Genomic DNA, 17,838 nt, shown 5'->3' with positions numbered 1-17,838 from the left:
GGTACAAAAGTGCCTCTATCAACGGCGCGTCACATCATGTCAACGAATTAACTCCTCACACTGTTGTGCACGTGCAATCGGAACGTGGGCGCGTCGGTTTTCCACCCAATGCTGCGTCTCCGAAACAGGGAGTTTCCATCAGGAGGGCGCTTAATTCCTATTCGTAAAGGTATTTGCAGCATGTTGAATATCTCGACACATGTGTCTACCGCCACGCCCCTTCCCATCGTTACAGCCACGCCCAGGCCGAGCCTTGCTGAGTCGGCCCCTTCGGCTATAGGCCCCCCGGACACCCCATCGTCACCCGGGAAAACCGACCTCCGCGGCCAACTGGCCGATAAGGCGAACTTGAAGACGCTCGGCCAGGCGCTCAGGGACCTGGCGACAAGAATGGGCAAAGACGCAACGCCAGAGGCCATTCTTGAGGGGGTAAAAAACACATCCATGGCTATCGATCCGGCCTCTTCGTACCTCGCGCCGGGCAATGGCAGCGTGAGCCTGGAGGCTTTCATCGAGCACCTGGGAGTCAAGGTGCCCGCCGCCCACTTCCACCTCAATGCACTCGCTGATGCGGTGATCGACAGAGCGTTGGAGCACCCTCTGGGCAATCTGGGAGGCGCGCTGTCCTGGCCAACGCCCTTGGCGTCAGACGAACAGCGACGCCTGCGGGCCATTACGCTCAATCACGTCCACCATCTGGGTGACAAACCGTTGGTGATGCAAACCCAAGACGGTGTACTGGAGTTCCTGCGTTATCGTCAGCCGTTACCGGCGGATGCGCAGAATGATCCCGCGAAGATACTGAATGCGCTGATCAGCTCACCGCGGGCCCAACTGATGGGCAAAGACATACAAGAGAAAATGCAAGGCATTGACACCGGCAGCAGCGTGACGGATTACCTGCTGGCGGGGATTGCGCTGCAGATGGACCCCGAGTCCATCACCGCGCCTCGTCGCAACAGCATTGCCGGTTTCGATCTGGCAAGCGAACAACATTGGGGTAAGCCCGCCTCCGCCGTAGTTGAAGGCCTGGCCGCTCATTTGAGCGCGACAAAGCGCACAAGCCCCGCCTTGGCACACGTCGGTGCCCACCTGCTGTTGGCCAGCCGCGCCCCGATGTTCCTGATCAAGGACATACCTGCCTCGGTGACCTATGGCAGTACGGCGTGGATGAACCTGGCGGTGGCTGCGGCCACAATCGAGGCCCGTACGCCGGGCAAAGTCCCGAACATGACGTTTGCCGATGTCATGCGAGAAGCCGAAAGTGCATCCCTGGCAGACCGTTCGATTACCCAGCACGCCCAGGCTGCGGCTCTGGTGGATTGGGGAGTGGCCAACGGTGTTATCGGCAAAAACCTCAACGACGACTACTCCGACGCACAACTCGATACGGTCAGAACCGCCTTCAACGAACAACTTGACGCTCGGCTCACGGCGACCAAAGCGCTGGACGAGCCAATACCCACCCGAAAAGAAATTGCACTGGCCAGACTCCAAGAGCGTTTTGGCGACCTGGGGCCGCTTTTCGAAGAGAAAGTGCTGAGTACGGACGCTTATCGCGGGACCGATAAGCAAATCAGGCTGGTAGGCGAGCATTCGATGTTGGATATCGCCATGATGGACTTGCCGGATCCGGCGCCCTTCAAGTCGGATGACCCCCGTATTCCGTTGGAAGCATTGAACGCCAACTTGAGTTTTGGCGTGCGAGGCGCCTTCGAACAAGAGTTCAGCCAAAGCATCAAGGACAAAAAATCCGCTGTAAACACCACGATCCGGCACTTGATTTCACAGCTGCCGTTGGCGGATCGAAAAAATTTCGAATTCGGTAAAGTCACCTTGTTCCAAGAAGGTTCGCACGAGTTAGGCCTGGGGTTTACCGATAAAACCTACGGTCCAAACAAGCCAGGCCTCCTGGTCAGGACTGAACTGAACGGCGTATCAGCAGCTTACGAAATCAACTTCAACAAAGGCACGATTGAACCCACGCATCTGTGGCGGGCGGAGGAACAGAGTTCAAGTCGATCACGGTGGGTATCCACGACTAAACCCTTCAAGCCTGAGGAGGGAGCCGACCTGCTCAGTGTTGAACGACCGGTGAATGAATCACAGTTGAACACCTTCAGCGGCGATCGATCCCATGCCATTGCCAACGCGTTTGTGCAGCACCTTGAACTCGACGACCCGTCTATAAAAGCCAATGCGCTGGGCCAGACCACCCTGGACGAATTGCAAGGCGGCCCCAACCCACTCACCGAATTTCTGTTAAACCTGATCCCGTTTCGATCGGCCATCGTCAATTTCCAGAAAGGGAACTATGGCGAGGGCGCGTTCGATCTGGCGCTGGATGTATTCGGCTTTCTCACCGCTGGCGCCGCAGCCGCAGGCAAACTGATGAAGATAAGCAGCTCCGCGCTCTCCAGCGGCGCCAAGGCGCTACGCGCCGCCAAAGTGATCGGTGCAGCAACCATCGGGGCGCTGAACCCCTTGAGCGGTTTGGGTGATCTAGCGGCGGGAGGCGCCAGGGTATTGGGCCAGGGCGCCAGTTTCCTCGCGACCAGAGGGGCTGAGGCCATTCATAAACTAAGGGGTGCCAGCGGTAGCTATGACCTGCTGAACGCCGTCAGCAAAGAACACGGCACGGCCTTGATCGGTACGTTTACCGCCGGGAACCGCAGCATTGAAACGGTCTCAGTGCTCAAGAACGATCAGTGGTACCACTACAACCCCGACAAAAACGAGCTGTATGGGTTGCCGATCAAGGATTTCAAGCCCAAGGGCGCAAGTGAGCCCCCCACGTTTAACGCCCAGGGAGAGCGCGAATTGCATCATATGGACCTCAAGAACAACATCCTCGCTGCGCAAACGCCGCCCAATCTGCCGCGGTACAACTTAGGGCATTCACGCGGCCTACTGGAGAATGTCAAGGGGTACCACAAAGGCATGGACAGCGCGGAACTCAGGCAGTTGGCATCAAAAACCGATCGAACCCCGGAAGAAATGGGGGTGCTGACAAGGGAAATCAAAAAGAAAGACCTTGAGAATGCTCAGTACGCATCTCGTCTCTTGACCCACGATGTCAGCGCGCCCGGCGTTCGCGTCGTCCCGGTGTCACAAGTTCATTACCTGGCGAATGTTGATATTACGTCGCGTGGCGAGTGCGCGGGTCTATCCAATGCAATGGCCTTGGCGGTCCACCAAGGGAAAGAAGATAAGCTGATGCAAAACCTCTACAGGGCAGCCGATAACCCAAGCGATCCCAAAGCTGCTTTGTTCATTCAACAGCTAAAAGATCTTCAAGACTCGGCCAGCAGGAAAACTACGTTCCATATGGGCAAACCGCATACGAAGAAACCTTACCAAGACATCATCGAGGACTTGACCAACTCCCCCCAATCAAAAACCCTGCGGATAACGACCAAGGACCATGCAATGCTCGCCGGGATAAGAGTTGAAGCCGGCAAGACTGATTGGTTTTTCTACGAACCCAACTCCGGGATGGCCACATTCACCACCTTGCAATCGATGCAGGAGGGCATGGAGAAAGCACTGAACAGCGGGAACATTGCCGCTACCCTGCTCCCCTACGGCAAAAAGCGCGGTACACGGGAATACTCTGTCAGCACATTTGACCCAACTGACATGAATGTCGATTTCGTGAACAAGCCGGCTCTACAGCAACTCATCGATGCCCAATTGTAATGCCTTGATTTGCGCTGTTGAACACCCCAGCCTTGCAGCAAACCCTGCGGGGCTGGGCCTAAGAATTCAATTTGTACGCCCCTGGAAAGAGACAACGCCGTCCAGTGTCGTCACAATGCGCGCTTCTGGGGAACTTGCCTGGATCGGGAAGACTCACTAGTGAAGTGTCTTTTTGACTTTTTTATCACCGCCCCCCCTCTTTTCAGGAACTCCCACTATGTCGTCCCCGCCAGCCTCCATCATCCTTGTCGTTGAAGATGACGCCATTGTGCGCATGCTGATCGTCGATGTACTTGAGGAGTTGGAGTTCGAGGTGCTTGAAGCGGCCGACGCTGAAGCGGCTTTGGTCAAGGTTCAGGACAATGGCCAGGTGATTGACCTGATGATGACCGACGTTGGCCTGCCAGACATGGACGGCAAGCAACTGGCAACGAAAGTCCGTGAGCTGCGACCCTCGCTGCCGATCCTGTTTGCCAGCGGCTATGCCGAGAACATTGACGTGCCCGCAGGCATGCAAGTGATTGCCAAACCGTTCTCGATTGACCAACTGCGCGACAAAGTCAAATCAATGCTGCCCGACGCCTGATTCCGTCGCCAGCGGGATAACGTGACCTGCGTCATTTTTGCAGGGATTAACGTGACGTTCGGGAAATAAAACCGGAAACTCGCAGCCTTCACTCCCCGTCACTCAAAGCCCCCTGTAAGGACGCAACAACATGATTGGAAAACCGACGCGCCTGCTGTTGGCGAGCCTCTCGATACTCATGAGTACCGGCGCCTGGGCCGATTTCACCGCGACCCCGAGCGAAGCGCGGGCCATCGCCAAGGAAGCCTACCTGTATGGCTACCCGGTGGTGCAGATGTACAAGACGCTCTACACCCAGGCCGTTGATAAAGGCGGCGCCAACTTCAAGGCACCGTTCAACCGCATCGGCAACACCGCCCAGGTGTTTACGCCCAAGGACACGGCGATCTTGACCCCGAACGCCGACACGCCCTACTCCTTTGTATGGTTGGACCTGCGCAGCGAGCCGTTGGTGCTCACGTTGCCGAAGATCGAAGATAACCGTTACTACTCGGTGCAGTTGATCGACCTCTATACGCAGAACATCGCCTACCTGGGCACCCGCAGCACCGGCAACAATGGCGGCCACTACATGATTGCCGGCCCGGACTGGAAAGGTCAGCAACCGGTCGACGTGGACCGCGTGGTGTACAGCGAAAGCAACATCGCCTACGCCCTGTACCGCACGCAGCTGTTCGATGAAAAAGACCTGAACAAGGTCAAGCAGATCCAGAACGGCTACAAAGTGCAGACGCTGAGCAACTACGTGAAACAAGCCGCGCCGGCCAAGGCGCCGAAGGTCGAGTGGCCCAAGCCCACCGCGACCATGGCCGAAGGCCCGCAACTGTTTCGCTACCTGAACTTCATGTTGGCCTTCGCCGCGCCCCAGGACAGTGAAAAAGACCTGCTGGCGCGCTTTGCCACAATCGGCATCGCCCCCGGTGCGCCCTTCAAGTTCAACCAGTTGACGACCGAGCAGCGCAAGGCCCTGGAAGATGGCATCAGCGATGCCCGCGCCGAGTTTGCAACGTTCAAGAAGGACAAGCTCGACACCCACCAAGTGCCCAGCGGTGAGCTGTTCGGCAGCCGCGACCACCTGCAAAACAACTACCTGTACCGCTACGCCGGTGCGGACATGGGCATCTTCGGCAACTCCAGCGACGAGGCCGCGTACCTCAATTATTTCGTCGACAGCGAAGGCAAACCGGCCAATGGTGCGCGTCACAGTTACACCGTGCATTTTGCCAAGGACCAGTTGCCTCCGGCCGATGCGTTCTGGTCCCTGACCCTGTACGACGCCAAGACCAAGCTGCTGGTGCCCAATCACAAGAAACGCTACCTGATCAACTCGCGCATGCTGGGTGACCTCAAGCGCGACGCCGACGGCGGCGTGACCCTGGCGTTGCAGCACCATGAGCCACCGAAAGCCGAACAGAGCAACTGGTTGCCGGCGCCGCCCGGCCCGTTTTTCGCTGTACTGCGGATTTACCTGCCCAAGCCTGAGGTGGGTAGCGGTCAATGGAAGCTGCCGCCACTGACACCGCTCAAGTAACACCACGCGCCCGGTCGCAACAGGGTCAGACCGGGCGCGATTGTCTAGGGAGTTGCACCGCACATGACTTGCTGGAATGTCCTCGGCCTGACGCCAGGTGCCGATAGCCGCACGATCAAGCGTCAATACGCCGCCTTGTTGAAAAAGACCCGCCCGGACGATGACCCTGAGGGCTATCAGCGTCTGCGCGAAGCCTACGAGGCGGCACTGGCGTGGAACCCAGGCGAGCAGGTCGCGGATGACGTGCTTATCGAGACCTCCGACCTGAGCCTCGCCCAGCATTACCAAGCGGCCATGGCCGATGGCACCGCGCTGTTGCTCGAAGTCCACCTGTTGCAGCGCTGTATCGACGGCGACCTCAATGCCGAAGACACGCGATGGGCCTTCGAGACCTTCAACTGGCTGACCGCCTGGCAGCGGTTGGAATTGCCCAGCGAATTGATCAGCACCCTGGAGTTCCAGCACCGGACCCGGTTGCAGCAACCCTTGCACCAAGCCCTCGGCCAGCAAGACGACGCTGCATTCCTGGCCGCCTACGCCGCTACACCCGGCGCGCATGCCTGGGTCAACAATCATCCCCACGCCGAGTGGTTCAACGAATGGTTGGCCAGGCTGCTTGCCAACCATCCTTACTGGTCGAGCACGGTGTTCGACGCCGTGTGCGCCGGACAAAACTGGCACGGCGGCGCAGACCATGGCTGCCCGGCCGGCGACTGGGCGCTGTTGTTGAAGCGCCAGCAAGGGCCAGCCTTTATGGCGCGCCAACGTGCGTTGGCCGCAGAACCGCCCCACAGCCCGCAACAGCGCGCCGCACGTTTACTGCTGGCACCGATGAGCCTGGGCCAGCGCCGTGCCTTCGCCCAACGCTTCGACGAAGACGACTGGAAGGCCTGCAAGTCCCTGAGCGCCGATATTTATGCCGATCACGTCAGCGTTGCCGAAGGCATGCCCGGTGGCACGGTGTATTTCTGGCAGGGCTGGGAGTCGGCGATGGACACCTGGCCGTGGCTCGTGGCGCTGGTGCTCAGTTGCCTGGTGGGCGTGCTGGTAAAGGCCGACGCCCTGGCCGGCAACGTGGTTCCGACCGTGGGCCAGGGGATTTTGTGGTCGATCGGTGCCGTGGTCGGTGCGGGCATCGCCTGGCAGGCCTGGCGTCCGTTGGCTCATCAATACCGCGTGCTGGATGAACAGCTGAGCCAACGCTTGCCCCGCTGGCTCAGCCCGACCCACTTGCCGCTATTGCCGATACGCGACCTGGTCCCCGGCCTCGTTCTGGCGGTGGCGTTGGGTTATGTGTTCAGCCCGTTCGCCAGCTTGACCCTGGTGGTCGCGCTGGCGCTGGTGGGGCTGATCAAGCGGCCTTTCATGAATCACCACACACCGTGGACCGCCCGCCATCCGCGCTGGGCCGTCCTCGGCACGGCGCTTTGCCTCGTCACTGCGGTCGCGCTCTACGCTGGCTTGAAGGTGCTCGACAACCAGCATCGGGTTACCCGCAACCAAGGCCTGCAACAGTGGACCGAACGCCTGTGCAGCCGCATGCCGCGCAGCGTGGTTGAGTGCCAGGCGCCCGCCACGCAGGCGCAGTGGTACGGTCAGGAGGCCAAGCCATGAATCCAAAATGGTTGTTACCCATCAGTCTGGCATTGGGCCTGGGCCTGCTCGGCGTGGCCGGTGCCAGCAGGCCTTTGCAAAAGGTGCAACTGTGGCTGGACCAGCGCGACAGTCCCCACACCGCCAGGGCGAGTGCCCTGGCGCCGATCATTGATTGCGTGAACCGCGTCGACCGGGATACGCGCCTAACTTATTACCCCGAGCCCGACAAGCCGACCCTCGACAACTATGGCGACCGCAACGAGCCGGCGCCGTACCTTATCCAGCGGTCGGTGTGTTCGCAGCAGTACACGGTGAAACTGGAACGCCAGGCACCCGCCAGCGATTTGCTCGCGGCCGCCGGCGCCTACGCGCAATCGCTGTACGACCTCACGGCCCTGGCGGATGGGAGCGCTCGCGTGCAGGCGCGCAGTCTGGCGCCTACGGGCCAGGAAATAGCCGCAGAGGCCAAACACAAGCAATTAATGCTGGCCTACGACCAGGTCGTCGAAACCTACCTGACGGCGTCCACTTCTCTGCGCCAACAGCTGGAGGATGAAGATCTACGCGTGCGTCCCGCGCAACTGGCGCTGCTGGAGGCGCGCTTTGGCCGGGACATGCAGTGGCATCTGCTCAACTACATGATCACGGCGCGCCAGGCGGTCAACCAGATCGAGCAAGGCGTGCGCGACGCCAACCTGACCCCGCAGCAGGTGGCCGACTTGACCGAAGCGCTGCGCCAGACTGCCGAAGACGGCCGAGTCTTTCTGAACGCCATGCCCAGCAGAAGGCTCGACGATGAGGCGATTCACCTCTGGTACAACATCAAGGCGCCTGCCGATGAATACCTCAAGGCCTTGGTTACCCTGCACCAGCACTGGCAGGACCACGCCGCGCCGCAGCAGTTGAGTGACGACTATGACCTCGTCACCCGCCGCTACGACGCCCTGCTCAGCTACTACAACCGGCTGGCCAGGAATGCGTTTTAGGGTTTTCTAAGTTTCATGTAGGACTGATGCAGGTCGGACGCCCATCCGTCGATCACGCCTTTCACGTCATCGGCCTTCATCACCTGTGAATCGTTTGCCAGTGGCTTGCCGGTACCTTTGCGCACCACTTGGGCGATGACCTTGCCACTGGCGCCGTCCAGAAACTGCGCCTCGGTGCCCAAGGTGGTTTCCTGGTCACGGATACCGGTGCCGGTACTCACCGCCGCCGCCACCAGGGCCACCGGGATGAACTCATAGGGTTTCAGGCCTTCGGTCTTGCTGCTGACAGCAGTGATTGCCGCACGCACCACGATTACACCTGGGCCGGGCGCGTTGGCCAGGGGCAGTGACTTGGCCAACTCACGCTTGAGCGCCTGGTTGTAGTAGGCGTTGATGCCGTTGAGGGTGCTGTCGGGGATTTTCGCGGTGCCGTGGGGCTTGGGGTAAAACTGCGTGGGTTCGATGTAGGCCGCGTTGTAGCGGCTCAGGTCCAGCTTGGGATCGACCCAGCGCATCACCTCGGCGCCCGACGGTGACTGGGCCTGCTTGAGGTGGCTGTAGTCGGACAGAAAGCCCGAATACTCATCCGGTTGCGTCACCTTACTGGCGCAGCCCGTCATCCCCATCGTGGCAATGCATAGCGTGCTGATCATTAGCCTTAGCTTCATCATCGAACTCCCTGGCGGTTTTCATCGAAACAATGAGCTGTAGGTATAGCCAATCCTGGGGAATACACCTTATTTGACCCCAGGCATTTGGCAGACCAGCGGGTGTGGCGACAAGACGACTCAGCTGCGCTCGCGAGGGATCAGGCTTTGCAACTGCGAGGCCAGGAAGTTGGCGTCGAAACCGAAGGTATCCGGGTCTTTCAGGCCATTGGTTTTCTTCCACAGCCAGTCGTTTTTATCGGCCGCCAGCACCAGCGAAACGCTGCCGTGGCGGGCAGCGGTCAAGCCCATCACTGCTACGGAAATCGAACCGCCCGCGCCCATCACATCCGGCACGAACTCCACGGTTTTGCCGGTGATCTGCACAATGAGCTTCTCGGTTTTGAAGGTGGACGTCTCCACCGGCACGCTGGGCCCACTGGCCACATAGGCTTGACGATGGACCTCCAGCAGCCCGACGGTTTTCACCGGCTCCAGCCACTGTTCGATCTGTTCGAACAACTCACCGAGTTTTTGTGCCCAGCGGGCTGATTGCACGTCGAATTGCTGCTTCTTGTGCGCTTCGCTGTCGGCGTAATGACGAAGCATCTCGCCCAGTTGCTGTACATCGTCCATTGCCAGATTCCTTGGGTGAGCCAGGTTGCGAGGGCTGATCATGGCAGATGCGGCGGTACGGCGTACGGCTTAAAACTGCACCGGTCATTTGGCTGGCAACTGCGTATGACTATTGGCTGGCCAGTGGGTAAGGTGAAGCCACATCCCTTGTCAGGAATATCACATGCGCACCATCGGCCTTATCGGCGGCATGAGCTGGGAGTCCAGCGCCGAGTATTACCGGATCATCAACCAGCGCGTACGCGACCAACTCGGGCCGCTGCGCTCGGCGCAACTGTTGATGTACAGCGTGGATTTCGGCCCTGTGCAGCAGGCCCAGCATGCAGGGCGCTGGGATGACGCCGCGTTGATCCTGGAAGAGGCTGCGCGTCGCCTGCAAGCGGGCGGCGCCGAGTGTGTGGTGCTGTGTACCAACACCATGCACAAGGTGGCATCACGTATTAAGGCGGCGGTGTCGATTCCTTTCCTGCACATCGCCGATGCCGCCGGTTTGGCCGCTGTGGAAGCCGGCACGCTGACGGTCGGTCTGTTGGGGACTGCCTTTACCATGGAGCAGGACTTTCTCACGTCGCGCCTGGCCGAGCATGGCCTGACGGTATTGGTGCCGGACGCGAATGAGCGCCGGGACGTGCACCGCATCATCTATGAAGAGTTGTGCGTGGGCGTGATCAGCGACACGTCACGCCAGATCTACCAGCGGGTGATCGAATCCCTGGCCGCCCGTGGCGCCCAGGCAATCATCCTCGGTTGTACGGAAATCGGGATGCTGATCAAGCCGGAACACAGCGACCTGCCACTGCTGGACACCACCGAGCTGCATGCGCAGGCTGCGGTGGCGTTTGCCTTGCAGGATTAAGCCGACCGGCGCAGGCGCGCCATGCTCACGGTGTCGACAAACACACCGTCACGCAGGGCGTAATCGCGCAACACCCCTTCCACCTCGAAACCGAATTTACGGTACAGGTGTTGCGCGGCTTCGTTGTCGGCGTACACCGTGAGTTCCACGCGGTGCAGGTTCATCCAGTTGTCGGCCACGTCCAGCGCGGCCGTCAGCAGGCGCGAACCCACGCCCTTGCCCTGCCAGGCCTGTGCGACGCCCATGCCGAACGAACCCACATGGGCCCGGCGCACGCGCAGGTACTGTTCCAGGCCGAGCTGGCCGATCACCTCGCCCCCGTGCACCGCCACCAGTTGTAGCCGGCGCTCGTTGTCCAGTACCAGTCTGTTGCGCCAGGCCTCCACGGATTGAAAAGGCATTTGCAGCACCTGTCGACACACGGCCGGTTCGTTATAGAGCGCTGCGACGCCCTCAAGATGGGCCTCGGTAAAGCGCTGGATCACGATATGGGGTTCAGGCGTGTGCATGGTGTTTCATCCTTTGAAAGACACGTGGCCAGCCAGTGTAGAGGCCCTGCCCGTCCGATGGCTAGGGTGCCGGCGCTGTCGACCACAACGCCGGCCAATCGCCGTAACCGACCCCGGTGCAGCGCGGCATGGCGTGCAGCTCGCTGAGCTGGAACCCCTGGCCATCAAACACCCAGACGGCGCCCTCGCCACAATCGCCGAGCCCGCGCAGCTTGTAGAAATAACTCAAGGTGCCGCTGGCCGGGTCGTACCCCACCGAGCCTTGCAGCGGCTCGATCCCCAATGGCAAGGGCTCAAGGTGCATCGGGGTTTGTGCGTACGGCGCCTGGCGCTGGCGGCTGACCACATCGTATTCACAGTTGTAGGCTGCGCAGTCATAACGCACCACCGTCATCGCCTGCTGTGCGGTCAGGGCGCCAGCGTTGGCCTCGGGCGCGCTGCCGGTACCGTTATCCTCGGGCGTGATGGTATGCAACGCAGCCGCGACGAGGCCAGCCTGCTCCTGCGCAGTCAACCCCGGCGCTCCTGGGAATCTGCGCAACACTGGTGCCTGCAAGCGCGCGGGCACGCCGCTGGCCGCGCCTTTACCCGGCCGGGCCAGGGCGCTGACGTTATCCACGCGGCCCTGCACGGAATCCATCAACAACAGCGAAGCACTCAGCCCACTCAGCGACACATGGGCTTGCTCATCCCCCGGCAATTGCACACGCTGGCCATTGCGCAAACGCTGTAGCCACCGCCGCGCTGCAGCGTCCTCGATTACGCCGTAGGATTGCACCTCGGGATCACCGCCCTGATCGTCGAGTTCTATATGAAGGTCCCGGGTCAGCTCCAGCTCCAGCGGCTGGCCGTCCAACAGCAGAGTCGACAGGTCCAGCGCCTCGCCGCGATGGTCGAACCGCAAACGCAGGAACCCTTCAGGCCCGGCCTGATGCCAGATGTGCAAGGTCAGCGAGCTGTAGTCCTCTTCGTCAACGCCACTGGGTGCGCTGAGGGCATGGCAATTGCGCAGGTTGTCGCAACCCGTGACCCAGTTCTTGATTTCCCGGAGCAAGGGGACGGTTTCGGCGTCGGCTTGAGCGAAAGTGGCAGTGCCGGTCAACAGCAGTGCCAGGAATGCGGGGCGCAGCATGGGGACTCTCCGTGTCAAAAAAGGCGCGGATTGTCCCATGTTCGGGAGGCGACGTCAGTGCTTGGCCGCCACCCGCCACAGCCGCGCAATATCCGCCGCCCGCTCACGCAACAAACGCGGTGCCTCACCGCACGCCTGCTCCAGGCTCATCGGGCCGCAAGGCAGGGCGAAGGCAGCGTCAACGCCGTGGGCGTACATCTGTTCATAACCGTCGCCCAGGGTGCCGGCGATGACGATCACGGGTACGCCGTGCTGTTGGGCGATGCGGGCGACGCCGAAGGGGGTTTTGCCGCGCAGGGTCTGGGCGTCGAAGCGGCCTTCGCCGGTGATGACCAGGTCGGCGCCGCGTACGGCCGCGTCCAGGCCAACCAGTTCGGCGACGACGTCTACACCGGCTCGAAACTGTGCGCCGAGAAAGGCTTTGGCGGCGAAGCCCAGGCCGCCGGCGGCGCCGCTGCCGGGTTCATCGCGCACGTCCTTGGGCAACACCTTGGCGCAGTGATCGGCGAAGTGGCTGAGGGCCGCGTCCAGCTTTTGGACTTGCTCGGGATTGGCGCCTTTCTGCGGGCCAAAAATCGCTGAGGCGCCGTGGGCACCGCACAGGGGATTGTTGACGTCGGCGGCGATTTCAAAGCGCACCTCGGACAGGCGTGGATCAAGCCGCTCCAGGCTGATATGGGCCAGCTGGGATAAGGCCAGGCCGCCCGGCGCCAGCACCTGGGATTGGGCGTCAGACAGTTGCACGCCCAGCGCCTGCATCGCGCCGGCCCCGCCATCATTGGTGGCACTGCCGCCAATCGCCAGGATGATGCGCTGTGCGCCAGCATCCAGCGCGGCGCGGATCAGTTCGCCAGTGCCGTAGGTGCTGCTGATGCAGGCATCGCGCTGCCCTGGCGGGACCAATTGCAGGCCGCTGGCTTCGGCCATTTCAATGATCGCCGTGTGGCTGTCGGCCAACCAGCCCCAGCGCGCATCAACCGTGGCGCCCAACGGCCCGCGTACGGCTTGGCGGCGCAACTCGCCATTGCAGGCCGCGAGTACCGAATCCACCGTTCCTTCACCGCCGTCCGCCATCGGGCACTGGATCAACTGCGCATCCGGCCAGACCTGGGCCAAGCCTTGGGCAATGGCCTGGGCGACGCCTTCGGCACTCAGGCTGTCCTTGAACGAGTCGGGGGCGATGATGATTTTCATGGGCTTTCTCCGGTTTTTATGACGCCCATGCTGCCAGTTGGCACCGGGAATGACGCCGGTCCGATGCACAAGTGCGGGTGGGGTTTGTTGTTCATTCCGACAAAGGCTGGGGCAACAGCTGTACGCCCAGGTACAGGGCAAGCATGCCGTCCAGGGTCAGTGGGTCGACGCCGCTGAGTTCGGCGATGCGCTCCATGCGGTAGCGCAGACTGTTGCGGTGGATGCCCAACGCATCGGCGCAGGCCTGGCTTTGCCCATCGTGGTCGCACCAACTGCGCAGGGTGGCCAGCAGTTGGCCGTTGTTGTCCTTGGCCAGCACCTTGCGCAGGGGGTTGAGCAGTTCGTCGAGCGCGTCGTCGTTGCGATGGCGCCAGAGCATCACCGGCAAGCGATAACGGTTGAGGGTCAGCAACCGCGAATGCGGCAGAACATCGCGGCCGTAGGCCAGCAAGTCACCGACGCGCCGGTAGCAACGGCGCAACCCGGCCAGCCCCTCTGCCTGCCCGCCGACGGCCACCCGCAGGACATTCCAGCCTTGGCCTGCGAGTTTTTCGAGCAACCGTGGATTATCCACCTGCACCGCCGCAGGCCGGCACCATAACAGCGAGAACTGCGCCGAGCTGACGCACCAACTGTCCGGATAGCGCGACGTCAGCCAGGCACTCAACGCCTCCGCCGACTGGCCGTCACCCAGTTCGAACAGGTACGGCGTGCGCGCCAGTTGGGGCTTGAGTCCCAACTGTTGAGCTTCATCGACCAGGCGCGGCGAGTCTCCGGTTTCGGCGAGGAGTAAGGCCAACAGATCATCGCAACGCTGGCGTCGCCATTGTTGCTCGGCTTGCTGATGACGGTGGCTGACCAGCATTTCAGCGGTCATGCGTACCAGTTCGGCGTAGGTGCGCAGCAGCTCAGGTTCGCCGGTGATGCCCAGCACACCGATCAAGCGCTGATCGTGCAGCAGCGGCAGGTTGATACCGGGTTGCACGCCCTTGAGGTGCTTGGCGGTCTGGCCGTCGATTTCCACCACGCGACCATTGGCCAGCACCAGTTGCGCGCCTTCGTGGCGAGTGTTGATCCGCTCGGACTCGCCACTGCCCAGAATCAGGCCCTGGCTGTCCATGACATTGACGTTGTAGGGCAAAATCGCCATGGTCCGATCGACGATGTCCTGCGCCAAGTCATGATCCAACTCGAACATGAGTCTAAATTCCTGAAAAAACATGATTGTTCATCGGCACAGCGCAAAGTATCCGTCACTGTGCGCGAGCACAAAGACAGCACCCCGCTCCGTGGCCGAGACTCGTTGGGCGATCAACGTTACCCTCGCATCGCGAAAAATCATAATAAAGAGAGAACGCCATGTCACAGAGCGCCGCTGCCACACTGGCCACCGATGACGATAAAAACGCCATCTACAAGCGCATTACCCTGCGCCTGATCCCCTTCATTTTCATCTGCTATCTGTTCAACTACCTCGACCGGGTCAACGTTGGCTTTGCCAAGTTGCAGATGCTTGATGCGCTGAAATTCAGTGAAACCGTGTACGGCCTGGGTGCCGGGATTTTCTTCATCGGCTACGTGCTGTGCGGCGTACCGAGCAATCTGGCGCTGACCAGGTTCGGTCCACGGCGCTGGATTGCGTTGATGATGATCGTGTGGGGCACCTTGTCCACGTGCCTGTTGTTTGTCACCACGCCGACGCATTTCTACACGCTGCGCCTGTTCACGGGCGCTGCCGAAGCCGGCTTCTTCCCTGGCGTGGTGCTTTACCTGTCGCAGTGGTTCCCGACCTTCCGCCGTGGCCGGATCATGGCGCTGTTCATGTCGGCGATCCCGGTGTCCGGCTTGCTCGGCAGCCCGTTCTCTGGCTGGATCCTCAACCACTTCGCCGCCGGCCAAGGCGGCTTGGCGGGCTGGCAGTGGATGTTCCTGCTGCAAGGCATCCCCACCGTGATTCTCGGCGCCCTCGCCTTCTTCCTGCTCAGTGACACGTTTGCCCACGCCAAGTGGCTCAAACCCCACGAGCGCGCAGTGCTGGAAGCCGATCAGGCGACGGACCTGGCCAACAAGCCGAAGACCACCACCGACTCCCTCGCCGAAGTGTTCAAGAACCCGGCGATCTGGGCGTTCGGCCTGATCTACTTCTGTATCCAGAGCGGTGTGTACGCGATCAACTTCTGGCTGCCGTCGATCATCAAGAACCTGGGGTTCAGCGATAACCTGGTGATCGGCTGGCTCAGTGCGATTCCGTATTTGCTGGCGGCGGTGTTTATGCTGCTGGTGGGCCGCTCTGCGGACTTGCGCAAGGAGCGTCGCTGGCACTTGGTGGTGCCGATGCTGATGGGCGCGATTGGCCTGCTGATTGCTGTGAATTTCGCCACCACCCCGGCGATTGCCATCCTTGGCTTGACCATCGCCACCATGGGCGCCCTCACCGGCCTGCCGATGTTCTGGCCAGTGCCGACGGCGATGCTCAGCGCGGGCGCGGCGGCGGGTGGCCTGGCGTTGATCAATTCCATGGGGCAGATGGCGGGGTTTCTCAGCCCGTATATCGTTGGCTTTGTGAAGGACGCTACAGGCTCGACCGATATTGCGCTGTACCTGCTGGCGGCGGTGATTGTGGCGGGTAGCTTTCTGGCTCTGCGGATGACACGCACCTTGAAGGCATAACGCGGCGCTTGTGGGAGGGGTCAATCCCCTCCCACATTGAGTCCTCTGAGTTCTCGCGGTTTTTGTCTACAGCAATCCGCCGCCGTCGATGTCGATCACGCTGCCGGTCATATAGCCATTTTCCATGGCCAGTACATACCCCGCCGCCACCTCCTCGGCCTGCCCTACCCGCCCAACCGGCAACGCACCGCCCGCCTTGGCGAACATCGCCAACCGCTGCTCTTCAGCCAACCCCGCATACGCCGGTGTATCAATCACCCCAGGGCTGACCACGTTGACCCGACGCGGTGCCAACTCTTTGGCCAATTGCTTGCCCAGTGCCTCGGTCGCGGCATTGATACCGACCTTGATAAATTGCCCCGGCACCCACTTACGCCCCAGTTGCCCCGAGGTCAGGCTGATGCTGCCGCGCTCGTCGAGAAACGGCAGCGCCAGTTGGATCGCGCGCAACGCGCCCCAGAGTTTCACGTTGAAATTATCCTGGGCCTCGTCCAGATCGGTGTCGATCAAGAGCTTGGCGCGCACCGAGGGGCCTGAGGTATAGACCAGATGGTCAAAGCGCCCGACGCCTTCGAACAGACGTTGCAGGGATGTCGCGTCCGTCACGTCGACCGGTTCGCTGCGCACGCCGTTGTCGCTGCCGGCGGACAAGCGCCGGCCCGCCAGCACCACGTGGGCACCCCGCGCAACCGCCGCCTTGGCCACCGCCGCGCCAATGCCGCTGCTGCCGCCGATCACGATGACGGTTTTACCGCTGAGGGAAGAAGTCATGGAGAGATATCCTGGGTGAGAAAGTGAGCGTTCATCTTCCCAGCTTGGCAATCGACGAAAAATCCCGGTAAAACGACAAGATCTTTAAAGGATTTTTACAAATGAGCTCAATCCTCGACCTTGAAGTCTTTGTGCGCACCGCCGATACGGGCAGCCTGTCCGCGGCCGCACGCGGCCTGGGTTTGACGCCAGCGGCGGCCAGCATCGCCCTCAAACGCCTGGAAACCCGGCTGGGCATTCGCCTGCTGGCGCGCTCCACCCGCAGCATGCGCCTGACCGAGGAAGGCAAGCGCTACCTCGACAGCGTGCGCGAAGCGTTGGCCGCACTGGCCGACGGTGAACAGGCGCTGAGGCAGCACAGCCAAGGGTTGACGGGTTTACTGCAATTAGCCGCACCCTCGGATTTCGGGCGCAATGTGGTGCTGGGCTGGCTGGACGCATTCAAGGTGGAGCACCCGAACATCCGCCTGCAACTGCTGCTCAACGACAGCAATGCCGACCTGTTCCGCGACACCGTCGACATCGCCCTGCGCTTCGGCGTACCTCGCGATTCCAGCCTGGTGGCGCTGCCGGTGGTGCCCGATCACCAGCGTATTGCCTGCGCCAGCCCCGAGTATCTCGCGCGCCATGGCACCCCCACGACACCCACGCAATTGGCGCAACACAGCACGCTGCGGTACATGCGACAGGGGCGCGCCAACAGTACGTGGTTCTTTCGCCAGGGCAGCGAACTGCGGGAAGTCGACGTGACCGGCGATTACCTGAGCGATGACGGTGAAATTGTGCGGCGCTGGGCCTTGGCTGGCCACGGCATCGCCTATAAAGCCAACCTGGATATCGCTCGGGATCTCAAGGCAGGTCGCCTGGTGCACCTGTTGCCGGATTGGCAAGGCGAACCCACCCCGTTCAACTTGATGTGCCCCCACCGGCTGCAAGTGTCGGAGCGGGTGAAAGTGCTGCATCGGTTTCTCCAGGTGCGTTGTCAGGCGTTGCTGAGCGAATGAAGAAACATGCCCAGGGCTTGT

15 protein-coding genes are annotated in these 17,838 nt (G+C 61.2%); 8 read left to right on the top strand and 7 right to left on the bottom strand.

What is annotated here, in order from left to right:
* Window positions 1-390 precede the first annotated feature (390 nt).
* From NDJ82_RS12790 to NDJ82_RS12770, 5 genes are all read left to right on the top strand, one after another.
* Window positions 391-3,699 carry an Mcf1 protease effector domain-containing protein gene (locus tag NDJ82_RS12790; protein ID WP_250925626.1) on the top strand — a complete coding sequence of 1,103 codons (3,309 nt, stop codon included), beginning with the start codon at window positions 391-393 and terminating at the stop codon, window positions 3,697-3,699.
* 217 nt (window positions 3,700-3,916) lie between these two features.
* Window positions 3,917-4,285, top strand: coding sequence for a response regulator (locus NDJ82_RS12785; protein ID WP_250925625.1), 369 nt, complete (start codon window positions 3,917-3,919; stop codon window positions 4,283-4,285).
* A 130-nt stretch (window positions 4,286-4,415) separates the two neighbouring features.
* A complete protein-coding gene (locus tag NDJ82_RS12780) occupies window positions 4,416-5,816 on the top strand; it encodes a DUF1254 domain-containing protein (RefSeq protein WP_250925624.1) in 1,401 nt (466 codons plus the stop codon).
* Window positions 5,817-5,879: 63 nt separating this feature from the next.
* The gene (locus NDJ82_RS12775) at window positions 5,880-7,430 is read left to right on the top strand and encodes a J domain-containing protein (RefSeq protein ID WP_250925623.1); all 1,551 of its coding nucleotides are present in this window, start codon (window positions 5,880-5,882) and stop codon (window positions 7,428-7,430) included.
* Window positions 7,427-8,398: a DUF3829 domain-containing protein gene (locus NDJ82_RS12770; RefSeq protein ID WP_250925622.1), complete on the top strand. Its 972-nt coding sequence runs from the start codon at window positions 7,427-7,429 to the stop codon at window positions 8,396-8,398. Before NDJ82_RS12775 ends, NDJ82_RS12770 begins: the two co-directional genes overlap by 4 nt.
* Here NDJ82_RS12770 and NDJ82_RS12765 read toward each other — a convergent pair.
* Both NDJ82_RS12765 and NDJ82_RS12760 read right to left on the bottom strand, forming a co-directional pair.
* Entirely contained in the window at window positions 8,395-9,066 is a 672-nt protein-coding gene (locus NDJ82_RS12765) for a DUF3313 domain-containing protein (RefSeq protein WP_099583016.1), read from the bottom strand. The genes NDJ82_RS12770 and NDJ82_RS12765 overlap by 4 nt on opposite strands.
* Window positions 9,067-9,186: 120 nt before the next feature.
* On the bottom strand, window positions 9,187-9,681 hold the full coding sequence (locus NDJ82_RS12760) for a hypothetical protein (RefSeq protein WP_099583017.1): 495 nt from the start codon (window positions 9,679-9,681) through the stop codon (window positions 9,187-9,189).
* A gap of 163 nt (window positions 9,682-9,844) precedes the next feature.
* On the opposite strand from NDJ82_RS12760, the gene NDJ82_RS12755 reads away from it, so the two are divergent.
* Window positions 9,845-10,537: an aspartate/glutamate racemase family protein gene (locus NDJ82_RS12755; protein WP_250925621.1), complete on the top strand. Its 693-nt coding sequence runs from the start codon at window positions 9,845-9,847 to the stop codon at window positions 10,535-10,537.
* Here the strand turns inward: NDJ82_RS12755 and NDJ82_RS12750 are convergent.
* The 4 genes from NDJ82_RS12750 to NDJ82_RS12735 form a co-directional block, all read right to left on the bottom strand.
* Complete coding sequence (locus NDJ82_RS12750) at window positions 10,534-11,046, bottom strand: GNAT family N-acetyltransferase (RefSeq protein ID WP_158878260.1); 513 nt, start codon at window positions 11,044-11,046, stop codon at window positions 10,534-10,536. The two genes, NDJ82_RS12755 and NDJ82_RS12750, sit on opposite strands and share 4 nt — an antisense overlap.
* Window positions 11,047-11,107: 61 nt before the next feature.
* Window positions 11,108-12,178: a DUF1176 domain-containing protein gene (locus NDJ82_RS12745; RefSeq protein ID WP_250925620.1), complete on the bottom strand. Its 1,071-nt coding sequence runs from the start codon at window positions 12,176-12,178 to the stop codon at window positions 11,108-11,110.
* A gap of 54 nt (window positions 12,179-12,232) precedes the next feature.
* Window positions 12,233-13,372, bottom strand: coding sequence for a glycerate kinase (locus NDJ82_RS12740; protein WP_250925619.1), 1,140 nt, complete (start codon window positions 13,370-13,372; stop codon window positions 12,233-12,235).
* A gap of 91 nt (window positions 13,373-13,463) precedes the next feature.
* Window positions 13,464-14,570 carry a sugar diacid recognition domain-containing protein gene (locus NDJ82_RS12735; protein ID WP_112195311.1) on the bottom strand — a complete coding sequence of 369 codons (1,107 nt, stop codon included), beginning with the start codon at window positions 14,568-14,570 and terminating at the stop codon, window positions 13,464-13,466.
* Between the two features lie 161 nt (window positions 14,571-14,731).
* Between NDJ82_RS12735 and NDJ82_RS12730 the strand changes: the two genes are divergently transcribed.
* Window positions 14,732-16,042 (top strand): MFS transporter, encoded by a 1,311-nt coding sequence (locus tag NDJ82_RS12730; RefSeq protein ID WP_099583023.1) that lies wholly within the window; start codon window positions 14,732-14,734, stop codon window positions 16,040-16,042.
* A gap of 66 nt (window positions 16,043-16,108) precedes the next feature.
* Here NDJ82_RS12730 and NDJ82_RS12725 read toward each other — a convergent pair whose 3' ends face one another.
* Complete coding sequence (locus tag NDJ82_RS12725) at window positions 16,109-16,813, bottom strand: SDR family oxidoreductase (protein WP_112195313.1); 705 nt, start codon at window positions 16,811-16,813, stop codon at window positions 16,109-16,111.
* Between the two features lie 101 nt (window positions 16,814-16,914).
* Between NDJ82_RS12725 and NDJ82_RS12720 the strand changes: the two genes are divergently transcribed.
* Window positions 16,915-17,817 carry a LysR family transcriptional regulator gene (locus NDJ82_RS12720; RefSeq protein ID WP_250925618.1) on the top strand — a complete coding sequence of 301 codons (903 nt, stop codon included), beginning with the start codon at window positions 16,915-16,917 and terminating at the stop codon, window positions 17,815-17,817.
* Window positions 17,818-17,838 lie beyond the last annotated feature (21 nt).

The sequence above is a fragment of the Pseudomonas sp. SR18 genome (genome assembly GCF_023701505.1).
GTDB classification, from domain to species: domain Bacteria; phylum Pseudomonadota; class Gammaproteobacteria; order Pseudomonadales; family Pseudomonadaceae; genus Aquipseudomonas; species Aquipseudomonas cyclaminis.
Note: the sequence above shows the minus strand (reverse complement) of the source record. Positions and strands in the feature narration are given on the sequence as shown.